This window comes from Mesorhizobium sp. M1143 (assembly GCF_040318435.1).
Lineage (GTDB): Bacteria > Pseudomonadota > Alphaproteobacteria > Rhizobiales > Rhizobiaceae > Mesorhizobium.
In genome coordinates this window covers 41,826-68,159 of record NZ_JAMYMJ010000024.1, presented here as the reverse complement: position 1 = coordinate 68,159, position 26,334 = coordinate 41,826, and the positions used below count along the sequence as shown (strand labels likewise).

Below are 26,334 nucleotides of genomic sequence, written 5' to 3'. Positions count from 1 at the left end.
GCCCGCTCCGAGAATCGCCTTGCAGGCGACAAAATGTTTCGTCAGATAGACTTATGACCCGCACCTCGCTGTTCCTTGCCGCATGCATCGCCACCGCCACGGCTTTTGCCGTGCAGCCGGCGCTGGCCGCCGAGTCGCCGTTCGAGCCCGGGCTGATGCGACTGGCCGAGGTGCTGGGGTCGCTGCATTTCCTGCGCAATCTGTGCGGCGAAAAGGGCGACCAGTGGCGCACCGAGATGGAAAAGCTGATCTATTCGGAAAATCCCGATCCCGAGCGGCGCGCCCGCTTCATCGCCAGCTTCAACCGCGGCTACCGTTCCTTCGGCGGCACCTATACCCAATGCACGCCGTCAGCGACCGAAGCCATCAGCCGCTACATGAAGGAAGGCGAGACGCTGTCGCGCGACATCGCCTCGCGTTACGGCAACTGACGAGCGCCAGACGGCGTTTAGCCACGCCTTTTCGAGCACCCGCCTTGTATCCACGGCACGTTGATGCAATCTTGGTGTTGCACTTGCGCAACAGTATTAACGAAACGTTAGCGCGCGAATGCGGAATTAACTCAAACTGAAGGTTTTCATCCCGCTCACCGGTCTAATCGGCTAAGTTTGAATCGGACCGAACGCAGGCGACGAAGTTTGTAAAGACGATCAAAAAAATGTCGTATTTACAGACACTTACTTAGCCTGAGTGAGATAGGGGCAGCCAAGCCGGATCCGACCCGTCGGACCGCCGCTTGAAAGGTGGACATCGCAAATGGAACATGGCGTCAACGACATCGACGCGCTGGTCAGGGAAGAAAAGCGCCTGACCGCGGTGGAAAGCCATAGCGAGGCCTGGGCGGAAGGTCTGTCGGCCGGCATAGAACCTGAAATCATCGCCGAGGCAGCGCTTGAAACCGCGTTCGGCGAGATGCTGCGAGCCAATGGCGAAACCTCGGCCCTTGCCCTGCTCGATCGCATGCGTGAAAAGGTGATCGCCGGCGCCTTCGAGCCGGAGCGGTTTCGGCACTAGGCGTCGCGCGTCTCAGAGGGTGCACTGCCAGCTTACCGGTTCTTTGACGACGGCGAGTCGTTTGGGCATCATGCCTGAAGAGCCTAGGCCCGAGGAGAGACAAGCGGTGAATTTTTTGATGTCAGGCCGGCCTCGCGGCGTGGTCCTCAGCATCTGGCTTGCCGCTTCCTGCGCCGCGGTTCCGCTGGCGCTTGTCCTGACCAGCAACCCTGCCTATGCGCTGAGCGAGATCAAGCGCGAGGAGCTTCCAGCTCCTGCCGGGCCACCAGCCAATGGTGAGACGGCGCCGTCTGAAAATTCAGTGCCAATGCCCGATCTGCCCGGCACGGCGCCACCGGCCGCCAGCCAGCCGAAATCGCCCACGGAGCCCGAACAAAGCCAACCGGAAGCCCCCGCCAACGATGGCGGCGTGGCCAACCCGCGTGCCGATCCAGAAGCGCCGGTGCCCGAAGTCGTCTACGACCTTTCCAAATTGCCGGAGCCCGTCAGGCGCATGCGCGATCTGATGGTCGAGGCCTGCGTCAGCGGCGACATCGAGAAGCTGCGGCCGCTGATCGGCAAGGGCGACACCATGACCCAATTGTCGCTGGGCGAAATCGAGGGCGACCCGATCGCGTTCCTGAAAGGGCTATCGGGCGACAAGGAAGGTCAGGAAATCCTCGCTATCCTGGAAGAGGTGCTCAATGCCGGCTATGTCCATGTAGACGTCGGCACACCGCAGGAACTCTATGTCTGGCCGTATTTCTTCGCCCTGCCGCTTGACAAGCTCAACGCCAGGCAGCGGGTCGAACTGTTCAAGATCGTCACCGCCGGCGACTATGACGACATGAAGCAGTTCGGAGCCTACATCTTCTACCGCGTCGGCATTACTCCCACCGGGCAGTGGACGTTTTTCGTCGCCGGGGATTGAACGGCGATCCCCCTGGGATGGCTACTGGCTAGGGCTAGAAAGCTCGAGACCTGTGTCAGGCCATATGCGGATACCTTCATTTCGAAGGGCCGAAATCGCTTCGACCGCCGCGTTGGGATCCATTTGCAGCACCTCGGCGGCATGCCGCAATTCTTCCTTGTCCCGCAGCCTGTTTACCACCCAAGCCACCTTGCGCTCGATATCCACGCCATAGGCCGCCTTCGCCTTGCCAACAGCGTCGCTCGGGATTTCCTTATAGATGCCAACCAGCACTCCAAGATCGATGGCATCGCGATATGCAATTGCACGGTCCTGACATCGATCCGCGTTCGCCAGTAACTTCTCGGCAAACATATCCGCCGGGACCAGGGCGGATACATTCAGATCGTCGTCGAAATGGCCTCGCAGTTTTATGCGGCCTTCGCGGATGACTTCAAACTTGATCGTTTGGCCTTTCAACCGCACGATCGTCCGCAAGCCATATTGATCGATCAGGAAGTCCCGAACAGCCTCGACCGGCTCAGGAAAGAATGCTCTGACGCCACGTTCGGCTGCGGAGGTCCGCAATTCGCGATAGCCATCACTGTCGGCACACAGGAAGTCCACATCCAGTGAGCGGCGATATTCCCCGAATTTCATAACGATCGCAGTGCCACCGCCGAACCAGCACTGGTTTGCGGTCAGGAAATGGCGATCCATCAACCCGAGCGCTTCGGCAATGATCTGGTGCTCGGGCCTCTTGAATTCCATCATGACGCTCGCGGTGTGTCCTGTTGATATTCCGGCTGCGAGGAACGATCAGGTGAGGGAAATCAGCCGGCGGTCAAGAGCACGCCGTGACCGAATTTGTCTGCCAAACTTTGGATAAGCATCTTCTCACGCACAGTAAGACGCTTTTGATCGACAAACCGCCAATTACGCTCATACAGCGCAAATGCCTCTTCGGCCGGAATCGGGCGTGCCGCATCGCGGTTCCAGGCGAGCGCCTGGAGCTCCGGAAACTCCGCAGGGACAATCATGGGCGCGATATCTGCGTTCATAATGCCCTTAACGTAGTGGATAGCGCTTAAAAAATCCAACGCAGCAAGAAACCGCCTAAGCCGGCAGCGCCTCGGAAAACTCCACCGGCCTGCCCTGTCCTGGCGTGACGATCTCGCCTTCCCACATCACGCGACGACCGCGCACGATGGTGCCGACCGGCCAGCCGGTGACTTCCTTGCCGTCATAGGGCGTCCAGCCGGCCTTGGAGCCGGCCTGCGCATTGGTGATGGTCTCGCGGCACTTCATGTCGACAACGGTGAAATCGGCGTCATAGCCTGCGGCGATACGGCCTTTCCGGGCCATGCCGAAGATGCGCTGTGGGCCATGGCTGGAGAGGTCGACGAAGCGCTGCAGGGTCAGCCGGCCTGAATTGACGTGGTCGAGCATGATCGGCACCAGCGTCTGCACCCCGGTCATGCCAGACGGTGAGGCCGGATAGGGCTTTGCCTTTTCGGCCAGCGTGTGGGGGGCGTGGTCGGAGCCGAGCACATCGACAATGCCTTGCGCAATGCCGTGCCAGACGCCGTCGCGATGGCGGGCCGCGCGAACCGGCGGATTCATCTGGATCAGCGTGCCCAGCCGCGCATAGTCGTCGGCGGCGAGTGTCAAATGGTGCGGCGTCGCCTCGCAGGTGGCGACATCCTTGTGCTGTTGGAGGAAGATGATTTCCTCGGCAGTGGAGATATGCAGCACATGGATGCGGGCGCGGGTGTTTCGCGCGATGCGCACCAGCCGCTCGGTACAGCGAAGCGCCGCGATCTCGTCGCGCCAGACGGGATGCGATGACGGGTCGCCCTCGACGCGCAGGCCCAGGCGCTCGCGCAGCCGGAACTCGTCCTCCGAGTGAAAGGCGGCACGGCGGCGGGTGTTGCGCAGGATCGATGCGACACCCTCGTCGTCCTCGACCAGCAGGTCGCCGGTGGACGAGCCCATGAACACCTTTATCCCGGCAGCACCCGGCAGCCGCTCGAGCTCACCGACATCATCGGCATTCTCGCGCGTGCCGCCAACCCAGAAGGCGAAGTCGCAATGCATCCGGCTAGTGGCGCGGCGCACCTTGTCGGCAAGCGCCGCCTCGCTGGTGGTCAGCGGATTGGTGTTGGGCATTTCGAAGACGGCGGTGACCCCGCCCAGCACAGCCGCGCGCGAGCCCGTCTCCAGATCTTCCTTGTGCTCCAGCCCCGGCTCGCGAAAATGCACCTGACTGTCGACGACGCCTGGCAGGACGTGCAGCCCGCGACAGTCGATCGCTTCGCCGGCCGAAGCTTGGCGAAGATCGTCTATTGCGATGATGCGACCACCCTTGACGCCGACATCGCGCGCGGCTTCGCCATCATGGTTGACCACAGTGCCGCCTGTCAGGATGAGGTCGTAGGTGGTGGCCATGGGCGTTCGGTCTCTTGCGGGGGGAGTATCGTCGGCTTACGTAAAGGCCGACTGTTTTGCAAGATCAGGTTCTTTGCCGCCCATGCCTTTTGCCCTGTTCAAAGACCGCGCCCTCATTTCCGTGTCAGGCCCGGATGCCGAGCATTTTTTGCAGAATATCCTCACCACCGACCTCGACACGCTGGCCGTCGACGCGGCAAAGCCAGGTGCGCTGCTTTCGCCGCAAGGCAAGATCCTGTTCGATTTCCTGATCTCGCGTAGCGGCGAGAACGCATTCCGGCTGGATTGCCGTGCCGACATCGCAGACGATTTCCTGCGCCGGCTGATGCTTTACAAGCTGCGCGCCAAGGCCGAGATTGCCAGGCAGGATCAAGTGCTTGTGACGGTTGCGTGGGGCGATGATTCAAGCGCTTCACAGTCTGATTCAACGGTACTTGCCGATGCCCGCTTCCGCGAGGTGGCTGTGAGCCGCTCCTATGGCGGCGCATCCGTAGGTGGCGACCCGGCTGCGTGGCAGGCGCTCCGCATCGCCAACGGCATTGCCGAAAGCGGTTCCGATTATCAGCTCGGCGATGCCTTCCCTCACGACGTGCTGCTCGACGAGACCGGCGGCGTCGGCTTCAAGAAAGGCTGCTATGTCGGCCAGGAAGTGGTCTCGCGCATGCAGCATCGCGGCACCGCCAGGCGCCGCGTGCTGATCGTTTCGGCCGACCGCGCCTTACCCGCGCCCGGCACGGAGCTGACGGTTGCGGGGCGGCCGGTCGGCACGCTCGGCTCGACCGCGGGCACGGCCGGACTCGCCATTGCCCGCATCGACCGGGCCAAGGCGGCGCTCGACGCTGGCCAGCCGGTACTGGCCGGTGATGTCACCGTCTCGCTCGCCATCCCGGCCTGGGCGCAGTTCAGCTTTCCCAGGGAAGCCATCGGCGCGGAGGACGCCTGATGGCTGCCGATCGCGTCGGAGCGCCACCGCGCGCGTGGCAGCGCATGCTGTCGGGACGGCGGCTCGACCTGCTAGATCCCTCGCCGCTCGACATCGAAATTTCCGACATCGCCCACGGGCTTGCCCGCGTTGCCCGCTGGAACGGGCAGACCCGCGGCGATCACGCCTTTTCGGTCGCCCAGCATTCGCTGCTGGTCGAGGCGCTGTTCAGCGAGTTGCAGCCGGACGCCTCGGCCAATGCTCAGTTGGCAGCACTGCTGCATGACGCGCCGGAATATGTCATCGGCGACATGATCTCGCCGTTCAAATCGGTAATGGGCGGCTCCTACAAGGAGTGTGAGCTGCGTCTCCAGCGCGCCATCCATCAGCGCTTTTCGCTGCCGCCCGAACTCGGCGTCGGCTTGCGCAAGGAGATCAAGCGCGCCGACCAGATCGCCGCCTATTACGAGGCAACGCTGCTTGCCGGTTTCTCGACCGCGGAAGCAACCGAGTTCTTCGGCCGGCCGCGCGGGTTCAATGCCGACCGCTTCGACTTTAAGCCGCACTCGGTGACCTCGGCGCAAGCTGCCTTCCTCAAACGCTACGCAACGCTTGAAAAGCAACGCCAGGCAACGGTTGCCGTGCATTCGGCGCAGTGAACATACGCTAAATTAACCAGCGGTAACCACAGTACCGGGTTTCGATCACGGTCAGCAGGCACGCCTCATGTCCGTTGCGCACGTCAAGGGTGGTTCGCCCGTCCGCAGACGGGGAGCCGGAGGCGTCGCCGCGCCACGGCAGATCGCCGACGAACTGCGCCACCAGAACGAGCGCTTTTCGGCGGCCGTCGAGAATATGTCGCACGGGCTGTGCATGTTCGACGCCGACGAGCGGATGATCATCTGCAACGGCAACTATATCAGCATCTTCTCCCTCGACGCGAAGATCGTGCGGCCCGGCATCGCGTTCTTGGACATTCTAAAGCACAGCGTCGACATCGGTGTCGCCTCACAGAGCGCCGAAGACCTGTATGCCATCCGCAAGCCCTATATCGAGCGCGCGCAAGCCTCGACCTACGAGGAAATACTGTCGGACGGACGTATCGTTTCCATCACGCACCGGCCGCTGGCCTCAGGCGGCTGGGTGTCGATCTATGAGGACATTACGGAGCAAAGGCGGGCCGAGCAGGAACTGAAGGAGCAGCACCGCCGCTTCGATGCGGCGCTCGCCAACATGTCGCAAGGCCTGTTGATGTACGACGCCGAAGGCACGCTGATCGTGCGCAACCAGCGCTTCCTCGACCTCTACAAGGTCACGCCTGACGACTTCCCGCTCGGCATGAGCCAGCGCGCCCTGCTCGAACAGATGGTCACTGCGCATCTATCCGTCGATGGACATTGACGGCGAGATCGCCAACACCAGAGCCAGCCTGCAGGCCGGTGAGGAGCGTTCGACAGACCGCAGCCTTGCCGATGGCCGAACGCTGCTGGTTGCGCGCCGGCCGCTTGCCGGTGGCGGCTGGGTGGCGACCTTCGAAGACATCACCGAGCGCCGGCGCGCCGAAGAGCGCATGAGCCACCTTGCCCATTACGACACGCTGACCGACCTGCCCAACCGCTCGATGTTTCGCGAACGGCTCGACCAGGCGATGGCCGGCGATACACCGTTGGCGATCTTCTCGCTCGACCTCGATCGCTTCAAGGCCGTTAACGACACCTGGGGACACCCGGCCGGTGACTGGCTGCTGAAATGCGTGGCGGAGCGGTTGCGGCACAGCCTGCGCAGCGACACCGATGTGGTCGCCCGCCTCGGTGGCGACGAGTTCGCCATCCTGCAGTTCAATCCCAAAGGCGCCACCGATGCGGAACAACTGGCAAAACGCATCGTCGCTGTCGTCAGCCAGCCGTTTCGCGACAAGGGCCGCGACATGCATGTCGGCATCAGCCTTGGCATCGCGCTGTATCCCGGTGACGGCAAGGACGCCGACACGCTTTTGAAGAACGCCGACATGGCGCTTTACAGCGGCAAGAGCGAAGGCCGCAACGTTTACCGCTTTTTCGAGCCCGGCATGGATGCCTTGGTGCGGGCGCGCCTGGCGCTCGAAACCGATCTCGAGACGGCACTGAAGCGGCGGGAGTTCGTGCTGGAGTTCCAGCCGATCACCAACATCGCGTCGGGCAAGATCGTCGGCGCCGAAGCGTTGATGCGGTGGAATTCACCGACGCGCGGCCTGGTGGCGCCCGACGATTTCATCGCAGCCGCCGAAGACAGCGGGCTGATCGTTCCGCTGGGCGAATGGGCGCTGAAACAGGCCTGCAGCGTGGCCGCCGGCTGGCCGCCTGGAATGCGCATCGCCGTCAATGTCTCGGCAGTGCAGATCAGAAGCGCCGACTTTGCCCGCAGCGTGATTTCGGCGCTGGCCGTTTCCGGCGTGCCGGCCAGCCGGCTCGAACTGGAAATCACCGAGACCGTGCTGATGGATGAGAGCGAGACGGTGCTGAAGACGCTGAGACAGCTGCGCGAACTCGGTATCCGCATCGCGCTCGACGATTTCGGCACCGGCTATTCGTCGCTCGGCTATCTCAGGCGTTTTCCCGTCGACAAGATCAAGATCGACCGCTCCTTTATCCACGATATCGACAACAAGGACACGGCGGCGATCGTGCGCACGATCATCGGGCTTGGTGCCGAACTTGGCATCACTGTCACCGCCGAAGGCGTCGAGACCGAAGCGCAGCTCGACATATTGCGCAAGGCTGGCTGCGTCGAGGCGCAGGGCTTTCTGATCGGCATGCCGTCAAAGGCCGCCGACATGGCTCGACTTCTCAAGACGAGGGCAGCGTCCCGGCGCGCCTGAACATCCCCGGCGTCATTCCATGCGCGGCGCGGAAGGTGCGCGAGAGATGGCTTTGGTCGGAGAAGCCGGCCGCAAAGGCGGCACCGGCGAGATCTGAACCTTGCCGGATCAGCAGATCGGCACGGCGCAGCCTGCGGTCACGGATGAAGGCAGCAGGGGTGAGACCCAGCACTTTCCTGAAATCGCGGATAACTTGAAAGCGCGTCACGCCTGCGGCTTCAGCGAGCCGCTGCAAATCGAGGTCCGAGTTCAGATGGTCTTCGATGACCTGTTCATAGACCCGGAGCCGGCTTTTCGATCCGAAGCTTTCGACCGCCTCGCGCCGCCGGCCGCCCCAATCGCCGTGGCGCAGGATGAGCTTGCGCAAGGCGATCAGCATGGATGTTTCGGCGCTCGTGGCATCACCCGATGTCGAAGCCAAGTGCGCGACGCCTACTGCCTGGACGAGATCGGCATCATCGACGATCGCTTGCGAAAACAACGGCGGGCGATCCTGCCCGAGTTCGTCCGCGATCGCACCCATGAGCCAGGCCGACGGATAGAAGGTGCGGTAAGCCCAACCCTGGTCGGCACCCGCCTCGCCGTCATGCCATATCTCCGGATTGACGAGCAGAACCGTGCCCGACGGCGCGAGGACAGTCTCGTTGCCGATGCGGACCCGCTCGCACCCTTGCGTGATCAGGGCGACGACATAGGTCGGGTGCGTGTGCAGCTGGTAGCGATGCCGCGTGAAGCGCGCCTTGAGCATGCCAAGATCGCGAAAGCGCGGATGACGCCAGAACTGCGTCGTCTCCTGAGGCTGTTGAATTCCAGACACGGTCAATCCTGTTCAAGACGCTGCCGGCGCAAATCCTTTACGTGCTGGCATCGACAAGGCCGAATTTACGATAGCCGGCAAGGAGAGCGCAATGCTGCACAACGACCCCATCGCCGCCCTCACCCCGCAGGTGGTGGAATGGCGGCATCACATCCACGCCAACCCCGAACTCGGTTTCCAAGAGTATGAGACCGCGCGCTTCGTCGCCGACAAGCTGCGCACCTTCGGGCTCGACGAGGTTCATGAAGGCAAAGGCGGCACCGGCGTGGTTGGCGTCCTCAGAGGACGACCAGGCGTGCGCGCCATCGGGCTTCGCGCCGAACTCGATGCCTTGCCCGTGCTGGAGAAGACAGGATTGCCATATGCGTCGAAGAAAGACGGCGTGATGCATGCCTGCGGCCACGACGGGCACATCGCGATGCTGCTCGGCGCCGCCAAGCTGCTCGCCGACAACAGAGCCTTCGACGGCACCGTCTGTTTCATCTTCCAGCCGGCGGAAGAAAATGAAGGCGGCGCCATGCGGATGATAGAGGACGGACTGTTCGAGCGCTTCCCCGTGGAAGCCATCTACGCCGTCCACAACTGGCCGGGGCTGCCGCTCGGAAAGATCGCGGCCCGTGCCGGGTCGATGATGGCGGCCGTCGACACTTTCGAACTGAACTTTGAGGGGACCGGCGCGCATGCCGCCATGCCGCAGCTAGGCGACGATCCCGTGCTCGCGGCCGGCGCCTTCGTTCAAGCCGTGCAGCGCATCGTCAGCCGTTCGGTCGACCCGCAAATGGCGCTGGTCGTTTCGATCACCCAGATCCATGGCGGCAATGTCGGCAACATCGTGCCGGGCAAGGTCTGGCTGCAGGGAACCTGCCGCTTCTTCGAGCCCACTTTGTCGGGCCATTGCGAAAGGCTGATCGGCGACATCGCGCAAGGCATTGCCTCGGCGCATGCACTCACCGCCAAGCTCGCCTACAAGAAAGGCTACCCGCCGCTGGTCAACACGTCGGCTGCCACTGACCGGGCCGTCCAGGCGGCAACCGCGGTTGTCGGCCGCGAGCAGGTCGAGACCGCATTCAACCCGAGCCTCGGCTGCGAGGATTTTGCCTACATGGTCCGCGAAGCCGGCGGCTGCTATGCCTGGGTCGGCGCAGGAGCGGTCAGACCGGGCGAAGGGCTGCACGGCGATCGCTATGTCTTCAACGACGCCATCGTCCCCACCGTGCTCCGCTATTTCGTCACGCTCGTTGAGCAGACGCTACGCTGACGGCCGAGCGCCTCAGCGCAAGGTCTCGACGTATTTCTCGTGGAAGCTGACATAGCCGGGTTCGACGACTTTGAGATGGGGCTCGATCAGCTGGTGGAAGGCCGGCAGCTGATGGAAGGGCACGCCGGGATAGGCGTGGTGCTCGGCGTGATACGGCATGTTCCAGGCGACTTTGCGCACCAGCCAGTTGGTCAGCGTGGTGCGGGTGTTTTCCAGCATGTTGGCGACAAGCGGGCAGCGGCCATGCTCGGCCAGCAGATAGAGCCTGAGGAAGGGCTGGCCGAGCAGCGCCGGCACGATCCAGACATAGAGCAGTACACTTGCCTCGAACCACAGGGCTAGCGCGGCGACCACGACATAGAAAGCGATCATGGCGCGGGCTTCAGTGCGCACCTTGGGCAGGCCTTTCGGCGGCACGTAGCTGTCGTGGCAGCCGCCAATCGCGTTGGTGTAGAGTGTCTGCAAATGCCCCCACCACACCGGCAGGCCCGAGACGTGGACGATGTATTGCCGCATCGTCTCCGGTTTCGGGAAGGCGAGTTCCGGATCGGTCTCTGGATCCTGGGTGAAACGGTGATGGGCGAAGTGGAAATAGCGAAACCAGTCGGCGGGCAGCGCGATCGCCAGGCTGCAGACCCTTGCGGCGGCATCGTTGAGCCACTGCGTCTCGAACGCCGTCCTGTGCACCGTCTCATGCAGCAGCGTGAACAGGAAGACGATAAGAATGCCTTGCGGCAACATCAACAGCGGCCAGTACGACACCTTGGCCGCAATCAGCCCGCCGATAGCCACAATCGCGCCGAGATGGAAGGCGAGTTGGACCAGACCCGGCCCGTCCGACTTGCCGGTCAGGCGGCTGCGCTGCTCATTGGTCAGAGACGCGACGACGTCGCGATGGTCTCTGGGTTCAAACTGGGCCGATACGGTCATGGCGCCAAGCTACTCGAATAAGAAAGCTTTCGAAAGACGAGGATTTCTGCGACACAGATAAGCTGACCTTACCTATCGGATCACCCAATGACCGCGCTTCCTTCCCTGAGAGGACTTCAAGCCTTCGAGGCGGCGGCGCGCTCGGGGAGTTTCGCCGCAGCGGCGGATGAGCTCTCGATCTCGGCGGCTGCGGTCAGCCAGCTCATTCGCACCGTCGAGGAGCAGATGAGTCGAAAACTGTTCCATCGCGTCAACCGCCGCGTGGTGCTGACGGAAGCCGGCGTCGAGATGCTGCCCCGGCTGACCCTGGCTTTTCGGGAGATCGGCAGCATCGCGCGTGGCAGCGATGCCTTCCGCCCGCGGCTTGTCGTATCGGTGCCGCCGTCCATGGCGATGGGCTGGCTTTCCGAACGCCTCGCCGGCTTTGTCGCCAGCCACGGCGCCGTCGACATATCCCTGCGCGGCGATGACGATCCGGTGCCGTTCGACCGCGAACTGATCGACATCCGGCTGTCCTTCGGCCCGCACTATCGTGAACACCCGAGCGAGGAGATCGTCAGGGACGCCGTCTACCCCGTCTGCGCGCCAGAACTCACCGCCAAAACCGACAGCCTCGCCGGCCTGCCACTGATTCACACCGACTGGGGACCGACCGGCGCGTCGTTTCCGTCTTGGCGCACATGGTTCGAGGCGGCGGGCATAGAGCCCGGCCGCACAGTGCAGCGCGGCCTGTCGGCGAACTCGTCGCGGGCAGCGCTCGACCTTGCCATTTCAGGGCTGGGCGTGGCGCTGGCGCAAGGCATTTATTGCGCCGGGGCGCTGGAATTGGGCCGTTTGGTCCGGGCTAATGCCCTATCGATCGCGCTGCGTCAGCCCTATTGCCTGACGATCCCGGAACGCAGTGCAAGGCGCGACCTGGTGGCGGCGTTTCGCAATTGGCTGATTGAGGAATGCCGGCGGTCGGTGGGTTCGCCGGTGCTCGGCTGATGGACCGAACTGCTCAGAGATGGCCGGCCAGTGCGGCGACCATGTCCTTGTTCGTCGCCACGGGAATGATCTCGAACTCCACCAGGTCAGACCATTCGATGAGCCAGCGCTGCAGCAGCGTGACGTCATCGGCCTCGACCAGCAGGAAGCAGCGGCTCATATCAGCCGCGATCCAGGAGTGGTGCACGACAAGCGCGTCCGGCTTCAATCTGCCGCGCTCGCCGAAACGGCGGTAGATCTCCTTGCGGTCGCAGCCGGTGAAATCCTCGATGACGATGAACTGCATTTTTCCCCCTCGGTTGAATTACCGCCCGGGACCGCAAACTAACGCCCGGGACGGTCCAGCCGCTCCAGGAACCATTGCGTCAGCCGCACCCAGACTTCGTCCTTTTCGCCGGAATCCTCCCAGCCATGGTCGAGGTTCGGGTTGTCGTTGACCTCGATGACGAAGACGCCATCCTTGGTTTCCTTGAGATCGACGCCGTAAAGCCCGTCGCCGATGCAGCGCGCCGCCTTCACCGCGGTGTCGACGACATGCGGCGGCGTCTCTTTCAGCGTGAAGGTCTTGATGCCGCCCTGGTCGGGCTTGCCGCTGGCCTTGTGGTTGACGATCTGCCAGTGTTTTTTCGCCATCAGATAATGCACGGCAAACAGCGGCTGCCCACCGAGCACGCCGACGCGCCAGTCATATTCGGTCGGGATGAATTTCTGCGCGATCAGGAGATCGGAATCCTCCAGCCACTCGGTGGCGAGCGTCTTCAGTTCTTCGAAGTTGCCGCATTTCTTGACGCCGCGCGAGAACGATGAATCCGGGATCTTCAGCACCAGCGGAAAGCCCAGCGTCTGCGCCGCCAGTTCGAGGTCCGAGGTGCCGGCTATCATCACCGTCGGCGGCACCGGCACCTTGTTGTAGGCCATCAGTTCGTTGAGATAGACCTTGTTGGTGCAGCGGATCATCGACAGCGGGTCGTCGATCACCGGCATGCCTTCCTGCTGGGCGCGGCGCGCGAAGCGGTAGGTGTGGTTTGAGATCGAGGTGGTCTCGCGGATGAACAGCGCGTCGTAATTGGCGAGCTTGGCCAGGTCCTTCCTGGTGATCGGCTCGATTTCGACGCCCATCTTTTCGGCGATCTTGGCCCAGTAACGCAGCGAGGAAATCTCCGACGGCGGCAGTTCCTCATGCGGATCGACCAGCGTGGCGAAGGTGTACCGTGCCGGGGTGCGGCCCTTGGTGTCGCGCCACTCGCGGTTGGTGTACGTCTCGAGCGCCTGCACGAATAAGGCTTCTTCCTCCTCGGCCATCCTGGCCAGCGGCAGGAATCCGATCTTGCGGATCGAAGCCCATTCGGCGCTGTCCTTGATGTGAACCTCAAGCGCCGGAGCGCGGAACCAGTCGAACAACAGCTTGGCGAAGCGGTCCCAGACCTTCGACGGTCCGATGCCGAAGAAGATGCAGATTTTTTGCGGGAAAACGCCTCCGAGATCCTTGCGGCATTTGTTGAGCGCCAGCTCCAGTTCCGGCAGCGCGTGCTCGTAGAGCTTGCGCTCGGACAGGTCGATCATCGTCTCGACCGTCGGGATGACCTTGTGGCCGCGCGAACCGGCGAGCAGAGAGGCATAATAGCCGCGGCTCTGGTAGGCGTAATTGTTCGACAGGTTGATGACCTTCGGCTGCTGGCCGCGAAACAGCGCCGGATGCGCAAGATAGTCACGGTTGGTGATGATCTTGTGCGGCGTCGCCGCCGGGTCGAGATCGTTCTGACGGCCGGTGAGGATGACCCAGGTCATTGTTATCAGCGTTTCCCAAGAGTGATGGCAGCACGCAGTCCGTCGCGGCCAAATTGCGCCATGTTCATGAAGATGCCGTGCGGCACGGGAATGTTGGCGGCATCGAGGATGGTCTCCTGTCTTTCGTCCTCGACCCAGGGATCGTGGATCAGGATGTGGTCGCCATCGTCGCCGATAGCCAGCACCCAATGCGGCACCTTCTTGCCGAACATCAGGAAGCCGCTGATCAGCACAAGCACCAGTTTTCCCTGAGCCAGGGCGCCGCGGATATCGTCGATGGTGAATGGACGGTAATTCACCGGGATGCCGTAAAGTTCCGCGCGGCGGCGAAAGTCCACCTGGGCAAGTTCCATCACCCGGCGCTTGTCGTCGCTGCGCACCGATTGCAAGAACAGCGCGCCATAGAAGGACACGAAGATTTCCGCCGCAAGCCCGCTTTCGTAGCCGGAAACCGCAAGGCCGAAGGGCTCGCAGCCGCCCGGGCCGGACATCATGAACACGGTCGTTGCCTCGCGCCATAGGCGGATTTCCATGACCGGATCGGGCACGAAGCCGGAATCGAAATTGGCCATCGCCATCATCAGGCAGCATGGACCGCAGGTGAACTCGCAGGTCTGCTGGTAGAACGGGACTTTGGTGGCGACCGGAATATCGCCGCGCAAGGTCTTTTCGTAGCGCAGCGCGGTGGCGCCATCCTCGTAATAGTGAGGCTCGCGACCGATCTTGCGGTAGCCGCTCTGCTCATAGATGCCGATGGCGCGAAGATTGTCCTCGCGCACTTCGAGGCGCAACATCATGCGGTCGTGCTCGAAGGCAGCTTCTTCGGCCGCTGCAAGCAGCATGCGGCCAATGCCGCGGCCGCTGAAAAACGGGCTGGTGGCAAGCGAATAGAGCCGGGCGACGCCGCTGCCCTTGCGAAACAGCACGATGGCGTAGCCGGCGACACGGCCATCGCTTTCGGCGACCAGCATCTCGGCTGTCTCGCGTTCGATCAACAGGCGGAAGGAGCGCCGGGAAATGCGGTCACTGGAAAAGACCGCCTTCTCGATGGCGGCGAGGTCATCGACGTCGGACGCGCGGGCCTTGCGAATCTCGGCAGGCATGCGGGTTTGGAAAACCTCGATTGGGTGGAGGAAAAGGCCGCGGTCAAAAACGTCGCAAACATCAGCCGAAACGCTGATATCCATCAAGCGCTATCGCACTTCGAATAGGGCCGAATTGTGACACTTTCTACCCAGGCGCATTCCCGAAACGGAATGCGCTTAACTGGCGATACCCGCCAGAAGCTGACCGTAGGCGCGCTTGGCGACCGCAGCCAGTTGCTCGCGCGGCAGCGAGCCGACGACGGCGCAGGCATAGCCCTTGTCCAGCCAGTAGACCGCCTCGGGGCCGTCGGCCTCGGCCATGTAGGTGCCCTTGGACTTGGCTGAGGAATCAGCGGTAACGAACAAGGAGATGCGCTGACCCTTGGCGTCCTCGTAAAGCAGCATCGCTGCCTTGCCCTGGCCGGCGGGCAGCAGCCGGCCGCCAACCAGCTGGAAGCCTTCCGCCACCAGATCCGGCGCCACCAGTTTCAGGCCGACGCGGTTGGACAGCCAGGTCTGCAGGTGATCCTTGTCGCTTGCCGGCACTTCCACCGCATGGCGCTGTTCGGCGGCATAGATGACATGGGCGGCGATCGCCTCTTCGGCCAGTTGGTCATCGGCGCCATCTTCCCTGCCGATGCCGTCGATGCCGGCAAAATAGCCGCCAAGACCGCCGATGACGAGCACTGCGGCCGCCGCGGGCGCAAGCCACCAGCGCGACTGCCGCGCCGCCGCTTTGGTCGCGCCTTCACCGCTAACGATCTGCTTGAACAGCACCGGCACGGGCTCGTCGAGCACACCGGCAAAGGCGGCGCGCAACGCGGTGCGGTCGGCGGTGTAGCGGGCGCTTTTGGCCTTCATTTCGGGATTGGCGTCGATCCAGGCGTCGTAGGCGGCGCGCTCGTCGCCCGGCAGCTCGCCGTCGAGAGCCATGTGGATATCGCGTTCGGAAAAATCGCGGCGGGTCATTTCTCGACGATCCTTATCGAGCGGCGGCGCGCCGTGTCATCGAGCAAGCTGCGCAGCTCCTCGCGTCCGCGCGCTATGCGCGACATCAGCGTGCCGGCGGGCACGCCGAGAATGTTGGCGGCTTCGGCATAGGAGAATCCTTCGATGGCGACCATGACGAGAGCGGCGCGACGGTCGGGGCTGATCGCCTGCAATGCGTCGATGATCTCGCGCGAGGCGGCGTTCTCCGCCTGCTCGGCGGGGACTGCCTGCGCCTCGTTTGCGTCAAGCGGCAGGATCGCCGCCTCACCGCGCCGGTTCACCTTGCGCATCTGATCGATGAACAAATGATGCATGATCGTAAACAGCCACCTCCGGGGGCTTTCTCCTGTCTGCCAGCTTTCAAGCCGCAAGAGCGCTCGTTCGAGGCAATCCTGGACGAGATCGTCGGCGGATTCGCGGTCGCGCAGAAGCGAGCGTGCGTAGCGGCGCAAGCGCGGTATTTCGCCAAGGATTGCTGCCTTCTTTTCGTCCATGACCGCTGGTTCTGAGGTCGCCCTTGTTTAACCCGATTGAACGCGCCTTCCCGGCGCGGCGCAAGCGGCCAGCGCGAAGCGGTCTGCCGCCCCGGTCACCCAAGCAGTGAGATAACGAGTTGATCGGCTAAATTATTCCCCGCAATCAACAAAAGGGCCGAATTATCCTAAATCGGTCAGTGCGAAATCATGGCCTTTGTACAGCAGTGGAAGATCGCGGCTTTTCGCGCAGGCGTAAGCAAAACAGTCCCCGAGATTCAGATCCGCCTTGTGGCCAACGGCTTTGCCGTAACGGGCGCTCGCGTCAATGGCCCGAGAGCCGATGTTGTCGTCAATGGCCAGACTCTCTCCCATGATCTCCACAATGAACTCATCGATCAGATCGCGGGCATGGAGAAGGGCTTCAGCGCTGGGTCTGCGCGGGCCGGCGCCGGCCCTTGCCAATGCCTGTGTTGCTTCGAAGTGAACCAACGGAGAAACCCAGACCTGCCCGGAAAAACCGGATAGCTGCTTCAGCAATTCCTCCCACCCAGGTTCCTGGTTGAGAATGGCGACGATCACCGACGCGTCGACAAACATCAGTCTTCCCACAGCTCGTCGGTGAACTTCTTCATATCGAAATCGGGATTGGGCAGGCCAAGCTTCCTGGCCCTGTCCTGAAGACTGGCGATCCGATCGCGCAGCGGCACCTTCGCCCGATTGCGCTCAAGTTCGTGCACGAGCGCGACCCGCACCGCCTCCGTTTTGCTCGGAGCGTTCGTCTCGCGTTGCAATCTGCTGGCCAGCGCATCCACTTCGTCGTCGCGGATATAGAGCGGCATCGAATATCCTCCGTTGGATATTCATATATTCCACCTCGTATATCACTTCAAGTTGCAGCGTTGGCCTCCCTCGCCGCCCGCGTCAGCAGCCGCTGGTAGAACAAGCCTATGCCGATCAGCACGGCGCCAAGACCGATGAAGGACAGCGCCCTGAGCACGCCTTCCAGTTCCGACATGTCGAACAGGAAGACTTTTACCACGGCGATCGCGATCAGCGCCGCCGAGGCAATGCGCAGCACCTGCGACTTCAGCCAGACGCCGGCGGTCAGCAGCACGACGCCGATGATCAGCCAGAGCGCCGAATAGGTGTAGGTCTCAAGCTGCCCGAGGCCGCTCCACAGGCCGATGAACTCGCCCTTGAACACGCGCCTGACCGACAGTGTGGCGTAGGCGAAGACAAGCAATGCCGCCACTACCGCCAGCATCTGCGCATACCATGGCGGCCGCTTGTCCCTGGCATAGAGCGCCAGCCCGCCGGCGGCTATGGCCGGCAACAGGTAAGCCAGGAACAAGAGGTTGAACACCGAGATCTGGCCGGTCGATTCGTCGGTGAACAGCGGATTGAGCACCAGGAAATGCTGGAGGACGATGAAGGCGACCGAGAGCACGCCGGCGGCCATCGAGCCGTAGCGCAGCACAGAGCTTGGCGAGCGCATGTCGATGGCCACCAGTATCGCGCCGGCACCGATGGCGATCAGCGTATAGATCGCCTGTTCGGCGAGCGTCACCGGGCCGGTGTCGATGACGCCGCCATGCATGGCGTGGCGCACCAGCATGGCGACGGTGAGCAGCGCAAACAGGGCTGCACCCGCCTCCATCGCAAGGCGCGGCCGGCCATTGCCAGTTGTTGGTAGTGCGGGGGTGGTACGCGCGAGTTGCCAGGCGGCAAAGCCGAAGGCCAGCGCCGGTACGCCGTATCCCGGCAGCAGCCAGTTGAACACCCGCGTCGTCGTCAGGAACTCGGCGCCGACGATGGTCGGATCGAAGGCGACGCGGCCGAGCACGGCAACGACCGCGCCGACCGAAATCCAGCCAAGCACCGGATAGCTGCGCCACCGCGTCGCCAGCGCCGGCACGATGGCGGCAACGCCGGCAAGAATGGTCGTCCAGCCGGATCCGAAGGCCATGTGCAGCATCAGCAGACCGGCCAGAGCCGAGCCGCAAAGCGCGAAGGAGACGGCGATGTCGCCCTTGAGCGGCGGCTGTTCGGCGCGCGCGATCCATTCGCCACCGGCAGCGAAGACAACAACCAGAAGGGCAGCTATCGCTGCGTAGACAAGGTCGCGGTCGAGATTGCCGTAGGCAAGCCACAGCGTCAGCAGAATAAGCAGCGGCGCAGCGACGCCCCATGCCGCCCAGCATGCCGCGCGGACCCGTGCTGAGGCGGCGAAGCGGCGTGCGGCCCAGAAGCCGGCGCCGATGAAGACCAGGCCGAGGCCAATGCCGATGCGCAGCGTCAACGGATTTCCGGCCGCCACCGGCATGCCGTCAAAGCCGATATTCCCCTGGGTTATGTCGGAGCCGATGGTGGTGGGCGGAATGATGCCGAGATGGATCATCACGCTCACCACGCCGGCGGCATGCAGCAGCGGCAGCGCGCGCGGCCGGTAGAGTGCGGTGGCGACAAGGGCGACGAGGACGAAGGCGCCCGGCAAGGCGCCACCGGCGGCGACCAGCGTCGTGTCGACGGACAGGCCTAGCGCTGAAAACGCAACGAAAACGCCTGGCACGATCGAGGGCCAGTCGAAGCCGGTCTTCGCCGTCTCCGCTTCGCTGTCACGTGTGCCCAGCCAGACAAAGGCAAGCACCGCCAGCGTCACCGCGTCGATGAACAGGATGACGCCAAGGTCGGCGACTAGCGTGCTCATCATGTAGACGATGGTCCAGGCGCCGGTGCCGAAGAAGGCCGCCGCAATCAGGAATTTCCAGTCGCGAATGCGGGCGATCACGGCTGTAGCGGCAAGCACGATCGCCAGGTAGACGAACAGCGCCCATGGGTTGGGCGCCTGCGAGGACACAAGCGCCGGCGTCGCCATCGAGCCGACGAGACCGATGCCGGCCAGGGCCTGGCCGTGGACGAGGGCGGCGACAATGGTCGCCACGCCGATGGCGCCGAGCACGGTGAAGGCGAAGGCCGGCCCGACGAAACCGTAAATGGCATGCGCGGCATAGACCGTACCGAACAGGATGAAGGCGCCGGCAGCCGTCAGGATCGCCGGAATATAGGCGCCTGCAGCCCCTTGCACCGGCACCTTGAAGCCGGTGCGGCGGATGAACTCGCCGCCGCCGATCAGCATCAGGCCGAGCAGCGCCGCCAGGGACAGCCGCACTTCAGGGCCGAAAATGCCGGCCTCGATGGTGTAGCGGATCAGGAACAGGCCGCCCAGGGCCAGCGCGACGCCGCCGACCCAGACCGCCCAACGGGTGCCGAGCGCCGTTTCGACCTCTGACTGGCGGGCTGCCTTCGCCGTGGCGGCAGGCGCGGATCCGGTGAATGCCGCCTTGGCCGCGGCCGACAGTTCTGGCACGGCCTCGCTGGTGGCCGCATCGGCTTCGGCGGCCGGTGCCTGGGCATGTGCCGCGTCTGCTGTTGTTGGCGAAGCTATGTCGGCAACTGGTGCGCTAGCGTGAGCGGCATCCGCCGGTGCGCTTGCAGCCTGCTCGGCCGGTTTGGCAACGGGCGGTGTCGCATGCACTCCGGACAGAACCAGGCTGCGCAGCGCTCCGAGCTCGCGCTCGATCAGACTGACGCGGCCCTGCTGGCGCAAGACGAGGACAAAAAGCACGATAACGACGACGGCGCCAATCAGGCTTTCAAACATGGCGGTTCCCCCAAACCAGGCCAGTTTTCACTGACAATTGCGGCGGCCACACGGCCACCCCAGACGGCTATTCAAGTCACGCCACCGCAATGGTGGCCGAAAAGAAGTTATCGAGCATGTTTCGTCGGCAAATTCCAGCGGCCTACGGTCTTTATCCTCACCCATCATCTGAGATAGCCAGGAATGGCATGCCGCCGCCACTTGCCCAGGAGCCATGCTATCCTCGGATGAACTACGAGGAAATCGAATGCCGAAACGAAGTGCAGGGCTGCTGATCCACCGGACAAGGGCCGGCATTCTCGAATTTCTGCTCGTCCATCCCGGCGGCCCGTTCTGGGCAAGGAAGGATGAAGGCGCTTGGTCGATCCCCAAGGGCCTCGTCGAGGACAATGAAGATGAGTTGGCCGCCGCCCGGCGCGAGGCTGGGGAAGAACTCGGAGTCAGCATCGATGGCGATTTCGAACCTGTCGGCAGCTATCGGCAAGCCGGCGGCAAGATCGTCATCGCCTGGAGTGTCGAAGCCGATTTCGATCCCGATGCCGTTAAAAGCAACATGTTCACGATGGAATGGCCGCCCAGGTCAGGCGTGACGAGGGAATTTCCCGAAATCGACAGGGCCGGCTGGTTTTCCTTCGCCGAGGCCAGCCTCAAGATCCTCGGCGGTCAGCGCGCCATCCTCGATGATTTCATGGAGCATCGCAAAGCCGGCTGAGGCTCTTGCCCTACGAGTACCCCCACCCTAACCCTCCCCACAAGGGGGAGGGAATGCTGCCGCATGCAGCTTTTGGTGTGAACCTGGACGGTTTGCGGAGGTCAGCACCCACCGAGTCTCCCTCCCCCTTCTGGTGCAGCGTCTGCCGTAAGGGCGGCCTTGCCGCCCGAATGATGCTTGCGCAAGGCGGCGAGGAAGCCGGCACGGGCATCGGGCTGTTCGATGCCGCGCGGCTCGTAGACATGGCGGGTGAAAAAGAAACCGGTCAGATGGAAGGCGTCCTCGAGTGCCGCGTGGTCCGCCCGCAAGCCGGAGCCGCGCCGCAGGAAGGCCGGCAGCGCCAGCATCTTGTCGCGCCATGGCGCGCCGGCCTGGCGCGAAACCGCGCGGCCGGATTTCGGCGAGACATAGGCCAGATCCTGCCTGGCGCCGGTCGCCGCGCACTGGCTGAGATCGAGGCCGAAGCCGAGTTCGTCGAGGATGAGCAGTTCGAAGCGCGCCACCAGTTCGCCGGCGGCATCCGAATCGTCCAGATGGGCGATCATCACGGCAAGCGTCTCATACAGGCCGCCATGGGCGTCGCGCTCCGGCAGGAGCCTGAGATGCGCGACCATGGTCTGCAGGCCGTAGACGGCGACTGCGCTGTCCATCAATCGGGCGGCATTCATCTCGATCGCCTCGGCCTGGAAGGTGCCGAGATGCTCGTCGAGGCGTGCCCGCCACAAAAGGTCGACGCGGTTGCCGGGCTGCAGCACCGGCTGCTGCTTGCGCGAGCGCCCGCCGCGCACCAGGCCGAGATGGCGGCCATGCGCACGCGTCATTACCTCGAGAATGGCGCTGGTTTCGCCATGCTTGCGGGTGCCGAGTATGATTCCCTCGTCGCGCCATTCCATGGCAGGAGCTTGTCACCGGTTGCGTGGCTAAATCAAGATTTTGGCGCGCCGCGTGCGATCTGTGCTGACATTGGATCCCCACACATCGTCGAAAGGCTCTGATCACGCGAATTCCCGGTGATCGGCCAGGACGTCGTCGATGACGCGGCGCGATCGCTCGGCTTCGGCTTGGTTGGCGTCGTGTCCGGCAACCGTGATCAGCGCCTTCCACAGCGTCCAGCCGCGGCCGCGCGCCCAGGTCGCTTCATCGACGTCGATGGCGGCGCGGAACGCCTCCCGGCTCTCGCCCTGGAAGAACGTCCAGGCGATCGCCAGGTCGCAAGAGGGATCGCCGATGCCTGAGGTGCCGAAGTCGATGATGGCGCTCAAACGGCCGTTTTGGACCAGAAGGTTGCCCCAGGCGACGTCGCCGTGAAACCAGACGGGCGACCCTTGCCAGGTGGCGGCAAGGGCCGCATCCCAGACAGCGGTGGCCGCCTGGGTGTCGATCTGCCCCTCCAGCGCCTGGAGTGCTTCCCTTGTCTGGTTGTCATACACACTCGGCGATCCGCCGCGGAAGAAATTGTGCTGGCCCGCGGGCGGCCCGCCCGCCGGATCGATCCGCCGGAGCGCAATGAGGAACTTGGCCAGATCGACCGCGAACTGTGGGCGATCGGCGATTTCGGCGGTCTTGGCTGTTTCGCCGTCGATCCAGCGGTAGACGGACCAATGCCAGGGGTAGCCCTCCCCGGGCTCGCCCATCGTCAGTGGAACCGGGATCGGCAGCGGCAGAAGCGGCGCCAGCCTGGGCAGCCAGCGGTGCTCTTTTTCGACCTGCAAGGCATATGGTGCGGCACTCGGCAGCCGCAGAGTCATATCATTGCCGAGGTGGAAGGTTCGGTTGTCCCAACCGCCAAACGTCACCGGGCTCACCGGCAGATGCCGCCATTTCGGAAACTGCGCGTTGACCAGCCGGCGCACGAGATCGGTATCGATGGTCGGTTTTGGATCAGGCATGTCATCGTCTCAAACTGCCGGGCGGCACTTCTAGACGATGAAGCTCAATGGGGAAACTCAAGCCCCATCTCACGGTAGCGCTCGGGGTCGTCGCCCCAGTTTTCACGCACTTTGACGAACAAGAACAGGTGCACTTTCTGCTCGAGAATGCCGGCTATCTCCATGCGCGCCGACTGGCCGATGGCGCGGATGGTCTCGCCCTTGTGGCCGAGCACGATCTTCTTCTGGCTGTCGCGCTCGACATAGATGGTCTGGTCGATGCGCACCGAGCCGTCCGGTTTCTCTTCCCATTTCTCGGTCTCGATGTGCGAGGAATAGGGCAACTCCTGATGCAGCCGCAGATACAGCTTCTCGCGGGTGATCTCGGCGGCCAGTTGGCGCATCGGCAGGTCCGAGATCTGGTCTTCCGGATAGTACCAGGGGCCGACCGGCAGCGCTTGCGCGAGATAGTCGAGCAAATCCTTGCAGCCGGAGCCGGTCAGCGCCGAGACCATGAAGGTGCGCTTGAACGGCACCTTTTCGTTTGCTGCCGCAGCCAGGGCCAGCAGCGCCTCGTGCTTGACCCGGTCGACCTTGTTGAGGATCAGCACCATCGGCTGGCGGACGTCCTTCAGCCGCTCGAGGATGGCGTCGGCGTCACCCCTGATGCCGCGCTCGGCATCGATCAGCAGCAGCACGATATCGGCGTCCTTGGCGCCACCCCAGGCTGTGGTCACCATCGCGGTGTCGAGCCGGCGCTTCGGCTTGAAGATGCCGGGCGTATCGACAAAGACGATCTGCGCGTTGTCATGCGTGGCGATGCCGCGCACGATGGCGCGGGTGGTCTGTACCTTGTGGGTGACGATCGACACCTTGGCGCCGACCAGTTGGTTGACCAGCGTCGACTTGCCGGCATTGGGCGCCCCAATCAGGGCAACGAAGCCGGAATGCGTGGCCTCCGCTGCCGGAGGGAGATCTTCGCTGCCGGTCATGCCGCACTCCCTTGGTTGGCCCAGATGCCTTCGCGCGTAAGAAACGCCGATGCCGCCGCTTCTTCGGCTGCGCGGCGAGAGCCGCCCGTGCCGCTTGCCGGCGCAAAACCGCCGACCTTCACGGACACCGTGAAAACCGGTTGATGTTCAGGTCCTTCTCGTTTCTCGATCGCGTATTCGGGCCTGACATCGCTGGTCTTGGCGATCCATTCCTGCAGGTCGGATTTCGGATTGGGCGGCTTGGCCACCACCTTTTGCGAGCGCGGCTCCCAGTAACGCAGGACGAATTGCCTTGCCGCATCGAGGCCGCCATCGATATAGACCGCCGCGATCAGCGCTTCGACTGCATCCGCCAGATAGTTTCCGCCCGAGCCACGCGAGCGCGCCTTCAAGGCAGCGTCGGCCCGAACCAGATCTTCGAGCTGCATTTCAATGCCGATCTCGGAGCATGTCCGCGCATCGACCAGGGCATTGAAGCGCGGGGCGATTTCACCTTCCGGCGCCTCAGGAAACTTTTCAAAAAGCAGGTCGGCAACGATCAGGCCGAGCACGCGGTCGCCAAGGAATTCGAGGCGCTGGTTGTTGCTGCTTGCCTTGACCGCGCTGGAATGGGTCAGCGCGGTCTCGAGCAAACGGACGTCCCGGAAGGAATGGCCGGTTTTGGCTGTCACCAAATCGGCCAGAGTTTCACCCGTCGGGCGCTTCAAAGCCATCAATTCACGAAATGGAACAGGCGCGACAGGCGCACCAGCGACGGCCATTTCCAGATCTCGAGCGGGCTCGCCTTCCCGGCGATCGAGAAGAAGACGATGTTGGCGCGGCCGACAAGGTTCTCCGCCGGCACGTAGCCGACGCTGAGGCGGCTGTCGGAGGAGTTGTCGCGGTTGTCGCCCATCATGAAATAGTTGCCGGGGGGCACGACGAACTCGCGGGTGTTGTCGGTGATCGAATTCGGTGTCAGGTCGAGCGTGTCGTAGCTGACGCCGTTGGGCAGGGTCTCGCGATAGACGTCGACCGGCTCAGGCACTTCCGTGATATCAGGATTTTGGATCTGGCCGGTTTTCACACGAGGCACGCCCTGGCCGTTGATGAACAATTGGCCGTCCTTCATCTGGATCTTGTCGCCGGGCAGGCCGACGACGCGCTTGATGTAGTCGAGCGACGGATCCGGCGGGAACTTGAAGACCACCACGTCGCCGCGCTTCGGATCGGAACCCCAGATGCGGCCGGAAAAGATGTCGGGGCCGAATGGCAGCGAATAGCGCGAGAAGCCGTAGGACCATTTGGTGACGAACAGATAGTCGCCTTCGAGCAAGGTCGGCCGCATAGAGCCGGACGGAATCGAGAAGGGCTGGAACAGCAAGGTGCGGATGACCATGGCCAGCAGCAAAGCCTGGATGATGACGCTGACGATTTCGCCAAGCCCGCCGGATTTCTTCTCGGATTTTTCAGCCACGCTCATGTCGTCCTCGATTGTGCGTTGGATGGTATAGAGTCTCGGCGCGCGCTGGGCAACGTCAAGTCGGCGTTAGATAGCGGTCGTCTGATGCAATCAATGTGGCGCTTGTTCGGCGGGCAACGCCTCGATGATCACAAAGGCTTGAGCAAGCGGGAAATCATCGGTGATTGTGAGGTGGATCGCCGCTCTGTGCCCCTGTGGCAGGATTTTGGCCAGCCGTGCCGCCGCTCCCCCGGTCAGCGCCATCGTCGGCGCGCCGCTGGGCAGGTTGGCGACCCCCATGTCGCGCCAGAACACGCCCTGCGCCAGGCCGGTGCCAAGCGCCTTGGCGCAGGCCTCCTTGGCGGCGAAGCGCTTGGCATAGGAGGCGGCGCGGCCCTTGCGGCCTTCCGAGCGGACCTGTTCGACCTCGGTGTAGATGCGCTGGATGAAGCGCTGACCATGCCGTTCCAGCGACTTTTCGATGCGTCTGATGTCGATCAGGTCGCTGCCGATGCCGATGATCATTCCGCCGGAACTTCCCGTCCGCGGTGCCCGGCCTTATGCGCCCGCTCTGCCATGCGCTTCCTGCGCTGCTCGCGAAAGGCTGTCATCCCCCAGCGGGTAATGCCGTAGAAGATCAGCCCGAAGATCAGGCCGAGCGGCACAGCGCCGATCAGCATCGGCTCGAGCACCGGGTGCCACAGCTTTGCAAACGACAGCGTGTGCATCATCTCACCAAGATGCGCAGGCGGTCCGTTCTTGGGCAGGCGTTCATGCAGGATCAGCTTGCCGACTTCCCAGGACGCTCCCCACAGCAGCGGGAAAGTCAGCGGATTGCCGAAGAATACCGCGCCGAGGGCGGCGGCCACCAGATTGCCGGCGACCACCCAGCAGAGCACGGCGGCGACGGCGAAATGGAAGCCGAGCGGAAAGAAGGAGGCGAAAACGCCGGCCGCGACGCCGGCCGCCACTGCATGCGGTGTCGCCTTCAGCCGCAGGATGCGCTTGGAGAAATATTGCAACGAGCGCGAAAACGAGCGGCGCGGCCACAGATAGGTACGCACCCGCTCCAGAATGCCATCAGGCTTTCGGCGTCGAAAAAGCACTCTGTTCCAGTTCCCGGTTCATCACGCCCAAATTGCAACCATCCCTGGCCGGGCGCGGTCGCTCCATCTTGCGCTTCGAGGGCGCAGAAAGGC

At 63.3% G+C, this 26,334-nt stretch carries 30 protein-coding genes; 10 read left to right on the top strand and 20 right to left on the bottom strand.

Translation table 11 applies throughout. From position 1 onward, the window contains the following. Positions 1–53 precede the first annotated feature (53 nt). The 3 genes from NKH35_RS17735 to NKH35_RS17725 all read left to right on the top strand — a co-directional run bounded on the left by NKH35_RS17735 (position 54) and on the right by NKH35_RS17725 (position 1,924). Positions 54–431: a TIGR02301 family protein gene (locus tag NKH35_RS17735; RefSeq protein ID WP_023731984.1), complete on the top strand. Its 378-nt coding sequence runs from the start codon at positions 54–56 to the stop codon at positions 429–431. 325 nt (positions 432–756) lie between these two features. Next, the gene (locus NKH35_RS17730; RefSeq protein ID WP_023673564.1) at positions 757–1,014 is read left to right on the top strand and encodes a hypothetical protein; all 258 of its coding nucleotides are present in this window, start codon (positions 757–759) and stop codon (positions 1,012–1,014) included. Positions 1,015–1,120: 106 nt separating this feature from the next. Next, positions 1,121–1,924 carry a hypothetical protein gene (locus NKH35_RS17725; RefSeq protein ID WP_352915592.1) on the top strand — a complete coding sequence of 268 codons (804 nt, stop codon included), beginning with the start codon at positions 1,121–1,123 and terminating at the stop codon, positions 1,922–1,924. A gap of 21 nt (positions 1,925–1,945) precedes the next feature. On the opposite strand, the gene NKH35_RS17720 is transcribed toward NKH35_RS17725, so the two are convergent. The 3 genes from NKH35_RS17720 to NKH35_RS17710 all read right to left on the bottom strand — a co-directional run bounded on the left by NKH35_RS17720 (position 1,946) and on the right by NKH35_RS17710 (position 4,351). After that, complete coding sequence (locus NKH35_RS17720; RefSeq protein ID WP_023731986.1) at positions 1,946–2,674, bottom strand: nucleotidyl transferase AbiEii/AbiGii toxin family protein; 729 nt, start codon at positions 2,672–2,674, stop codon at positions 1,946–1,948. A gap of 62 nt (positions 2,675–2,736) precedes the next feature. Beyond that, positions 2,737–2,964, bottom strand: coding sequence for a hypothetical protein (locus NKH35_RS17715; protein ID WP_027049982.1), 228 nt, complete (start codon positions 2,962–2,964; stop codon positions 2,737–2,739). Positions 2,965–3,019: 55 nt separating this feature from the next. Continuing rightward, positions 3,020–4,351 carry a dihydroorotase gene (locus tag NKH35_RS17710; protein ID WP_023731987.1) on the bottom strand — a complete coding sequence of 444 codons (1,332 nt, stop codon included), beginning with the start codon at positions 4,349–4,351 and terminating at the stop codon, positions 3,020–3,022. 82 nt (positions 4,352–4,433) lie between these two features. On the opposite strand from NKH35_RS17710, the gene ygfZ reads away from it, so the two are divergent. The 4 genes from ygfZ to NKH35_RS17690 all read left to right on the top strand — a co-directional run bounded on the left by ygfZ (position 4,434) and on the right by NKH35_RS17690 (position 8,130). Beyond that, on the top strand, positions 4,434–5,294 hold the full coding sequence (gene ygfZ / locus NKH35_RS17705; protein ID WP_023731988.1) for a CAF17-like 4Fe-4S cluster assembly/insertion protein YgfZ: 861 nt from the start codon (positions 4,434–4,436) through the stop codon (positions 5,292–5,294). After that, positions 5,294–5,932 carry an HD domain-containing protein gene (locus NKH35_RS17700; protein WP_023670260.1) on the top strand — a complete coding sequence of 213 codons (639 nt, stop codon included), beginning with the start codon at positions 5,294–5,296 and terminating at the stop codon, positions 5,930–5,932. Before ygfZ ends, NKH35_RS17700 begins: the two co-directional genes overlap by 1 nt. A 67-nt stretch (positions 5,933–5,999) precedes the next feature. Next, on the top strand, positions 6,000–6,674 hold the full coding sequence (locus tag NKH35_RS17695) for a PAS domain-containing protein (protein WP_352915587.1): 675 nt from the start codon (positions 6,000–6,002) through the stop codon (positions 6,672–6,674). Next, positions 6,664–8,130 (top strand): putative bifunctional diguanylate cyclase/phosphodiesterase, encoded by a 1,467-nt coding sequence (locus tag NKH35_RS17690; RefSeq protein WP_352915584.1) that lies wholly within the window; start codon positions 6,664–6,666, stop codon positions 8,128–8,130. Before NKH35_RS17695 ends, NKH35_RS17690 begins: the two co-directional genes overlap by 11 nt. Here NKH35_RS17690 and NKH35_RS17685 read toward each other — a convergent pair. Continuing rightward, positions 8,099–8,878: an AraC family transcriptional regulator gene (locus tag NKH35_RS17685; protein ID WP_050589955.1), complete on the bottom strand. Its 780-nt coding sequence runs from the start codon at positions 8,876–8,878 to the stop codon at positions 8,099–8,101. The genes NKH35_RS17690 and NKH35_RS17685 overlap by 32 nt on opposite strands. A gap of 160 nt (positions 8,879–9,038) precedes the next feature. Between NKH35_RS17685 and NKH35_RS17680 the strand changes: the two genes are divergently transcribed. Continuing rightward, positions 9,039–10,205 (top strand): amidohydrolase, encoded by a 1,167-nt coding sequence (locus NKH35_RS17680; protein ID WP_023687295.1) that lies wholly within the window; start codon positions 9,039–9,041, stop codon positions 10,203–10,205. A gap of 12 nt (positions 10,206–10,217) precedes the next feature. Here NKH35_RS17680 and NKH35_RS17675 read toward each other — a convergent pair whose 3' ends face one another. Continuing rightward, a complete protein-coding gene (locus tag NKH35_RS17675) occupies positions 10,218–11,135 on the bottom strand; it encodes a fatty acid desaturase family protein (protein ID WP_352915579.1) in 918 nt (305 codons plus the stop codon). 87 nt (positions 11,136–11,222) lie between these two features. Between NKH35_RS17675 and NKH35_RS17670 the strand changes: the two genes are divergently transcribed. Further along, positions 11,223–12,122, top strand: a complete 900-nt coding sequence (locus NKH35_RS17670; protein WP_352915576.1) for a LysR substrate-binding domain-containing protein — start codon at positions 11,223–11,225, stop codon at positions 12,120–12,122. A 13-nt stretch (positions 12,123–12,135) separates the two neighbouring features. On the opposite strand, the gene NKH35_RS17665 is transcribed toward NKH35_RS17670, so the two are convergent. From NKH35_RS17665 to NKH35_RS17630, 8 genes are all read right to left on the bottom strand, one after another. Beyond that, a complete protein-coding gene (locus NKH35_RS17665) occupies positions 12,136–12,408 on the bottom strand; it encodes a DUF3303 domain-containing protein (protein WP_352915573.1) in 273 nt (90 codons plus the stop codon). Positions 12,409–12,446: 38 nt separating this feature from the next. Continuing rightward, entirely contained in the window at positions 12,447–13,910 is a 1,464-nt protein-coding gene (locus NKH35_RS17660; protein ID WP_023692866.1) for a RimK family ATP-grasp domain-containing protein, read from the bottom strand. 5 nt (positions 13,911–13,915) lie between these two features. After that, positions 13,916–15,013, bottom strand: a complete 1,098-nt coding sequence (locus NKH35_RS17655) for a peptidase C39 family protein (protein WP_023692865.1) — start codon at positions 15,011–15,013, stop codon at positions 13,916–13,918. A gap of 159 nt (positions 15,014–15,172) precedes the next feature. Continuing rightward, the gene (locus NKH35_RS17650) at positions 15,173–15,964 is read right to left on the bottom strand and encodes an anti-sigma factor family protein (protein WP_023709777.1); all 792 of its coding nucleotides are present in this window, start codon (positions 15,962–15,964) and stop codon (positions 15,173–15,175) included. Continuing rightward, a complete protein-coding gene (locus NKH35_RS17645; protein ID WP_023670250.1) occupies positions 15,961–16,479 on the bottom strand; it encodes an RNA polymerase sigma factor in 519 nt (172 codons plus the stop codon). The genes NKH35_RS17650 and NKH35_RS17645 overlap by 4 nt, the downstream gene beginning before the upstream one ends. A 162-nt stretch (positions 16,480–16,641) precedes the next feature. Further along, on the bottom strand, positions 16,642–17,058 hold the full coding sequence (locus tag NKH35_RS17640; RefSeq protein ID WP_023692861.1) for a type II toxin-antitoxin system VapC family toxin: 417 nt from the start codon (positions 17,056–17,058) through the stop codon (positions 16,642–16,644). After that, complete coding sequence (locus NKH35_RS17635; protein WP_023687289.1) at positions 17,058–17,300, bottom strand: type II toxin-antitoxin system VapB family antitoxin; 243 nt, start codon at positions 17,298–17,300, stop codon at positions 17,058–17,060. Before NKH35_RS17635 ends, NKH35_RS17640 begins: the two co-directional genes overlap by 1 nt. Positions 17,301–17,347: 47 nt before the next feature. Beyond that, positions 17,348–20,122: a DUF2339 domain-containing protein gene (locus NKH35_RS17630; protein ID WP_352915569.1), complete on the bottom strand. Its 2,775-nt coding sequence runs from the start codon at positions 20,120–20,122 to the stop codon at positions 17,348–17,350. 247 nt (positions 20,123–20,369) lie between these two features. Between NKH35_RS17630 and NKH35_RS17625 the strand changes: the two genes are divergently transcribed. After that, entirely contained in the window at positions 20,370–20,834 is a 465-nt protein-coding gene (locus NKH35_RS17625) for an NUDIX hydrolase (protein ID WP_023670246.1), read from the top strand. Between the two features lie 101 nt (positions 20,835–20,935). On the opposite strand, the gene recO is transcribed toward NKH35_RS17625, so the two are convergent. From recO to NKH35_RS17590, 7 genes are all read right to left on the bottom strand, one after another. Next, positions 20,936–21,727 (bottom strand): DNA repair protein RecO, encoded by a 792-nt coding sequence (recO, locus tag NKH35_RS17620; RefSeq protein WP_352915567.1) that lies wholly within the window; start codon positions 21,725–21,727, stop codon positions 20,936–20,938. Between the two features lie 102 nt (positions 21,728–21,829). Then, the gene (locus NKH35_RS17615) at positions 21,830–22,723 is read right to left on the bottom strand and encodes an aminoglycoside phosphotransferase family protein (protein WP_352915564.1); all 894 of its coding nucleotides are present in this window, start codon (positions 22,721–22,723) and stop codon (positions 21,830–21,832) included. A 44-nt stretch (positions 22,724–22,767) separates the two neighbouring features. After that, entirely contained in the window at positions 22,768–23,694 is a 927-nt protein-coding gene (era, locus tag NKH35_RS17610; RefSeq protein ID WP_023670243.1) for a GTPase Era, read from the bottom strand. After that, on the bottom strand, positions 23,691–24,407 hold the full coding sequence (gene rnc / locus NKH35_RS17605; RefSeq protein WP_023684493.1) for a ribonuclease III: 717 nt from the start codon (positions 24,405–24,407) through the stop codon (positions 23,691–23,693). The genes era and rnc overlap by 4 nt, the downstream gene beginning before the upstream one ends. Continuing rightward, positions 24,407–25,156 carry a signal peptidase I gene (gene lepB, locus NKH35_RS17600; protein ID WP_023670241.1) on the bottom strand — a complete coding sequence of 250 codons (750 nt, stop codon included), beginning with the start codon at positions 25,154–25,156 and terminating at the stop codon, positions 24,407–24,409. The genes rnc and lepB overlap by 1 nt, the downstream gene beginning before the upstream one ends. Positions 25,157–25,246: 90 nt before the next feature. Then, on the bottom strand, positions 25,247–25,660 hold the full coding sequence (gene acpS, locus NKH35_RS17595; RefSeq protein WP_023670240.1) for a holo-ACP synthase: 414 nt from the start codon (positions 25,658–25,660) through the stop codon (positions 25,247–25,249). Beyond that, entirely contained in the window at positions 25,657–26,241 is a 585-nt protein-coding gene (locus NKH35_RS17590) for a DUF2062 domain-containing protein (RefSeq protein ID WP_023670239.1), read from the bottom strand. Before NKH35_RS17590 ends, acpS begins: the two co-directional genes overlap by 4 nt. Between the last annotated feature and the right edge of the window lie 93 nt (positions 26,242–26,334).

Coding starts and splice junctions, on each gene's coding strand:
- NKH35_RS17665 (WP_352915573.1), bottom strand. CDS start 12,408: ATGCAGTTCATCGTCATCGAGGATTTCACCGGCTGCGACCGCAAGGAG.
- NKH35_RS17685 (WP_050589955.1), bottom strand. CDS start 8,878: ATGCTCAAGGCGCGCTTCACGCGGCATCGCTACCAGCTGCACACGCAC.
- NKH35_RS17700 (WP_023670260.1), top strand. CDS start 5,294: ATGGCTGCCGATCGCGTCGGAGCGCCACCGCGCGCGTGGCAGCGCATG.
- acpS (WP_023670240.1), bottom strand. CDS start 25,660: ATGATCATCGGCATCGGCAGCGACCTGATCGACATCAGACGCATCGAA.
- NKH35_RS17735 (WP_023731984.1), top strand. CDS start 54: ATGACCCGCACCTCGCTGTTCCTTGCCGCATGCATCGCCACCGCCACG.
- rnc (WP_023684493.1), bottom strand. CDS start 24,407: ATGGCTTTGAAGCGCCCGACGGGTGAAACTCTGGCCGATTTGGTGACA.
- NKH35_RS17635 (WP_023687289.1), bottom strand. CDS start 17,300: ATGCCGCTCTATATCCGCGACGACGAAGTGGATGCGCTGGCCAGCAGA.
- era (WP_023670243.1), bottom strand. CDS start 23,694: ATGACCGGCAGCGAAGATCTCCCTCCGGCAGCGGAGGCCACGCATTCC.
- NKH35_RS17645 (WP_023670250.1), bottom strand. CDS start 16,479: ATGGACGAAAAGAAGGCAGCAATCCTTGGCGAAATACCGCGCTTGCGC.
- NKH35_RS17655 (WP_023692865.1), bottom strand. CDS start 15,013: ATGCCTGCCGAGATTCGCAAGGCCCGCGCGTCCGACGTCGATGACCTC.
- NKH35_RS17695 (WP_352915587.1), top strand. CDS start 6,000: ATGTCCGTTGCGCACGTCAAGGGTGGTTCGCCCGTCCGCAGACGGGGA.
- NKH35_RS17710 (WP_023731987.1), bottom strand. CDS start 4,351: ATGGCCACCACCTACGACCTCATCCTGACAGGCGGCACTGTGGTCAAC.
- lepB (WP_023670241.1), bottom strand. CDS start 25,156: ATGAGCGTGGCTGAAAAATCCGAGAAGAAATCCGGCGGGCTTGGCGAA.
- NKH35_RS17670 (WP_352915576.1), top strand. CDS start 11,223: ATGACCGCGCTTCCTTCCCTGAGAGGACTTCAAGCCTTCGAGGCGGCG.
- NKH35_RS17640 (WP_023692861.1), bottom strand. CDS start 17,058: ATGTTTGTCGACGCGTCGGTGATCGTCGCCATTCTCAACCAGGAACCT.
- ygfZ (WP_023731988.1), top strand. CDS start 4,434: ATGCCTTTTGCCCTGTTCAAAGACCGCGCCCTCATTTCCGTGTCAGGC.
- NKH35_RS17630 (WP_352915569.1), bottom strand. CDS start 20,122: ATGTTTGAAAGCCTGATTGGCGCCGTCGTCGTTATCGTGCTTTTTGTC.
- NKH35_RS17720 (WP_023731986.1), bottom strand. CDS start 2,674: ATGGAATTCAAGAGGCCCGAGCACCAGATCATTGCCGAAGCGCTCGGG.
- NKH35_RS17625 (WP_023670246.1), top strand. CDS start 20,370: ATGCCGAAACGAAGTGCAGGGCTGCTGATCCACCGGACAAGGGCCGGC.
- NKH35_RS17675 (WP_352915579.1), bottom strand. CDS start 11,135: ATGACCGTATCGGCCCAGTTTGAACCCAGAGACCATCGCGACGTCGTC.
- NKH35_RS17660 (WP_023692866.1), bottom strand. CDS start 13,910: ATGACCTGGGTCATCCTCACCGGCCGTCAGAACGATCTCGACCCGGCG.
- recO (WP_352915567.1), bottom strand. CDS start 21,727: ATGGAATGGCGCGACGAGGGAATCATACTCGGCACCCGCAAGCATGGC.
- NKH35_RS17615 (WP_352915564.1), bottom strand. CDS start 22,723: ATGCCTGATCCAAAACCGACCATCGATACCGATCTCGTGCGCCGGCTG.
- NKH35_RS17650 (WP_023709777.1), bottom strand. CDS start 15,964: ATGACCCGCCGCGATTTTTCCGAACGCGATATCCACATGGCTCTCGAC.
- NKH35_RS17715 (WP_027049982.1), bottom strand. CDS start 2,964: ATGAACGCAGATATCGCGCCCATGATTGTCCCTGCGGAGTTTCCGGAG.
- NKH35_RS17680 (WP_023687295.1), top strand. CDS start 9,039: ATGCTGCACAACGACCCCATCGCCGCCCTCACCCCGCAGGTGGTGGAA.
- NKH35_RS17730 (WP_023673564.1), top strand. CDS start 757: ATGGAACATGGCGTCAACGACATCGACGCGCTGGTCAGGGAAGAAAAG.
- NKH35_RS17690 (WP_352915584.1), top strand. CDS start 6,664: ATGGACATTGACGGCGAGATCGCCAACACCAGAGCCAGCCTGCAGGCC.